Raw genomic sequence first — 3517 nt, 5'->3', positions numbered from 1 at the left:
TCACTGGTTGCTATCTTATTGGGTATGGTAGTCGTCTCTTCGAATAAACATCGGCGCTTCCAAGCTAATACCGACACCAGAAGCGTGCTGTCATTCCACTATCTCGGTCTGAGAGCTATTGCTTGCCGAATAAGATTCACTATGCGACAGTGGAAAGCTGCACTCAAATGGTACAGCTCCATAGTTGACGCTGCCTGGGCCGCAGGCACATGAAATTAAATTCGTGGGGATCCCTCAGGGTCAGAGTACTTTATCCTAGATAATGTACTCTGACCCCTTTATTTCCCTCTGACCCCTTTATTTCGACCCCTTTATTTTCTTTATTTTATTTTTTAGGTAGTAGCATCAGCACTGCACAGTCGCACATTTCATCGATATGGGCGGAGTCCGCGTACACGCCGTCGGTAACCAGTTTTGCCAGGCCGTGCAGGGTCGCCCAGATGACCTGCGTCTGACGTAATGCCGGCTTATCGGCCAATAGCAAGCCCTTTTGCTGCCAGTGAGTAATCAGGCTCAACATATATTGAAACGCCGGGTAGGCCACGTCTTTCAGTTCATCGTCGGCTAGATCGTTTTTCCAGATAGGTCGACCAAACATAAGATCGTACAACTGCGGATGTTCCACAGCCCAATGCACATATCCATACACAAACTGCTTCATTCTTACCTGTGCGGGGACTGTTTCATCACCCCCGGATTCAGAGGTCATGGCAATCCAGTTGGCAAACCCGTTGGCGGCTACCGCGTTAAGGAGGGCGTTTTTATCACGAAAGTGATGATAAAGCGCTGAGCGCGATACGCCTACATCATCGGCCAGCTTGCGAAGCGAAAGGCCGTCGATGCCCTGGTGTTCAATTCGGGAGGTAGCCGCATCCAGTAATGCAGAACGTAAATCACCATGATGATAGGTTTGAGTGCCGGATGACGGCATAGGGCGTCCTAAAAAGTGTCACAATTTCTGCCTAGCATAATCTTTATCTTGACAGTGTCAAATTCAATGCTATCTTGACACTGTTCAGTTTAATGAAATGTTAATAATAGGGGCTCCCATGTCGCAGGCAACCGCTGCTAATCAACATCAGTCGTATCCGCATTTATTCGAACCACTGGATTTAGGCTTCACCCAGTTAAAAAACAGGATTGTAATGGGCTCCATGCATACCGGTTTGGAAGAGATGCCCAACGGACACGTTCACATGGCAGAGTTCTACGCTACCCGGGCCAAGGGCGGTGTGGCCTTGATGGTAACCGGCGGTATCGGGCCTAATCAGGAAGGCGGCGTACACATTAAAACCAAGATGCTCGACAGCGACGAAGCGGTAGCGCATCACAAAATGGTAACTGATGCCGTGCATGCTCATGGCGGCAAAATTTGCATGCAAATTCTGCATACCGGTCGTTATGCGTATAACCCTAATCTGGTGGCGCCTTCGGCTTTGCAGGCTCCTATTAATCAGTTCAAACCCCGTGAGCTAACCAGCGAAGAAATCGAAGGGCAGATTAACGACTTTGTCGAAACGGCCAGGCGGGCCCATGCAGCAGGCTATGATGGCGTTGAAATCATGGGATCTGAGGGGTACTTCCTCAATCAGTTTATCGCTGCCCGAACCAATCATCGTAGCGATGAATGGGGCGGTGACTACCAAAACCGCATTAAATTGCCAGTGGAAGTAGTGCGCCGTGTTCGTGAGGCAGTGGGTGACGAATTTATCATTATTTACCGGTTGTCGATGCTCGATTTGGTAGAGGGTGGTTCAACCTATGAGGAAGTGGTCACGCTGGGCCAAGCTATTGAAAAAGCCGGCGCATCTATCATAAATACCGGTATCGGTTGGCATGAAGCGCGCATCCCGACTATTGCCACTAAAGTGCCGCGAGCGGCATTTACCTGGGTGACAGCAAAATTCCGCCAGGCTCTAAGCGTACCGGTGATCACCTCTAACCGAATAAATACACCGGAAGTGGCCGAATCGGTACTGGCTCGCGGCGATGCCGATATGGTTTCCATGGCCCGGCCATTCCTGGCCGACCCTGAGTTTGTCAATAAAGCGCAAACCCAGCGCAGTGATGAAATTAACACCTGTATTGGCTGTAACCAGGCCTGTCTTGATCATATTTTTGCCGGCAAACTCACCAGTTGTCTGGTAAATCCCTTTGCCTGTCATGAACTGATGTACAAGATGACCCTGACCGAATCGCCCAAAAAGGTGGCGGTTGTTGGAGCGGGCCCGGCCGGATTGGCAGCGGCTACTACAGCGGCTAAACGCGGTCATAGCGTAGTACTGTTTGATGCTGCAGCAGAAATCGGCGGGCAGTTTAATATTGCCAAACAGATCCCTGGTAAAGAGGAGTTTTACGAAACCCTGCGGTATTTTAAGCGCCAGTTGGAGCTGCTTAATGTCGAAGTTAAGCTGAATACTCCTGTCACCGCACAAACGTTAAACGAACACGGCTTTGACGAAGTATTACTGGCTACCGGAATTGTGCCGCGTATACCTGCTATCGAAGGTATCGATCACAGTAAAGTAATGACCTACCTGGACGTACTACGGGATAAAAAACCGGTAGGCGCTAAAGTAGCGATTATTGGCGCCGGCGGCATTGGCTTTGATACCGCTGAATATTTAAGCCACGGAAAGTCTGTACCAAGTCAGGATATCGCCGCCTTTATGCGCGAGTGGGGAATTGATATGACTTTCTCTGCCCGTGGCGGGGTGGAAGGCATGCAGCCACAGCCTGAGCAGTCACCCAGAAAAATAGTTCTGCTGCAACGTAAATCCAGCAAGGTGGGCGCTGGCCTGGGTAAAACTACCGGCTGGGCGCACCGCTTAGGTTTGCAAATGAAAGGGGTGAAAATGATCCCGGGCGTGCAGTACCACAAAATCGATGATAACGGTTTGCATATCACGGTTGGCGAGGAGCAGCAGGTGCTCGACGTGGATAACGTGATCATTTGTGCTGGTCAGGAGCCTCAGCGGGCACTAGTAGAGGGGCTTTCCTTGCCTTATCACCTTATTGGTGGCGCCGATGAAGCACTTGAGCTTGATGCCAAACGGGCCATTGAACAGGGCACCAAAGTAGCAATGGCCCTCTAAAATTAATGGGGTCAGAGAACATTATCAACGGTAATGTTCTCTGACCCTGAGGTATCCCCACAAATAATAATGCAATATCAATAAGATAAAAAAAGATAGGAACATTCATGACGTTTGGTGATCAGATCAATCGCCAAAAATCACCGAGACCAAACTGCCATGAATGCCCTATCTATTGTGAACAATGTCATATCGCTTGTCAGCTATAAAATGCATAAAGCGCGTCGGGATGTGGTAACGGCGTGCGTGAAAAGCCTTCTTCATGGAAGCGCAGCAAGCGTAACGAGTATTGGTCGTGGGATTAGTACTAAAGCTTATGAAAAACATCGGATTAAACGTGCCGACCGCTTGCTTTCAAACCCGCATTTATTAAGTGAAACACCGTTTATCTATGCATCTATTTGCCAACTATTTTGTGGCAG

Annotated in this window: 2 protein-coding genes and 1 pseudogene; 2 read left to right on the top strand and 1 reads right to left on the bottom strand. The window is 49.3% G+C overall.

Annotated elements, in window-relative coordinates; all coding sequences use genetic code 11:
- Positions 1-325: 325 nt before the first annotated feature.
- On the bottom strand, positions 326-931 hold the full coding sequence (locus tag C6Y40_RS00950) for a TetR/AcrR family transcriptional regulator (protein WP_105932903.1): 606 nt from the start codon (positions 929-931) through the stop codon (positions 326-328).
- 118 nt (positions 932-1049) lie between these two features.
- Here C6Y40_RS00950 and C6Y40_RS00945 point away from each other — a divergent pair, with 118 nt between their 5' ends.
- Positions 1050-3095, top strand: coding sequence for an NADPH-dependent 2,4-dienoyl-CoA reductase (locus tag C6Y40_RS00945; RefSeq protein WP_105932902.1), 2046 nt, complete (start codon positions 1050-1052; stop codon positions 3093-3095).
- A gap of 159 nt (positions 3096-3254) precedes the next feature.
- Positions 3255-3517 (top strand): annotated as a pseudogene (locus tag C6Y40_RS24880) (IS4 family transposase); the annotation flags it as partial.

Origin of the sequence: Marisediminitalea alba (assembly GCF_002993365.1) — a bacterium.
Lineage (GTDB): Bacteria > Pseudomonadota > Gammaproteobacteria > Enterobacterales > Alteromonadaceae > Alteromonas > Alteromonas alba.
The sequence above is the reverse complement of the archived record's forward strand: the minus strand, read 5'-3'. Positions and strand labels throughout refer to the sequence as shown.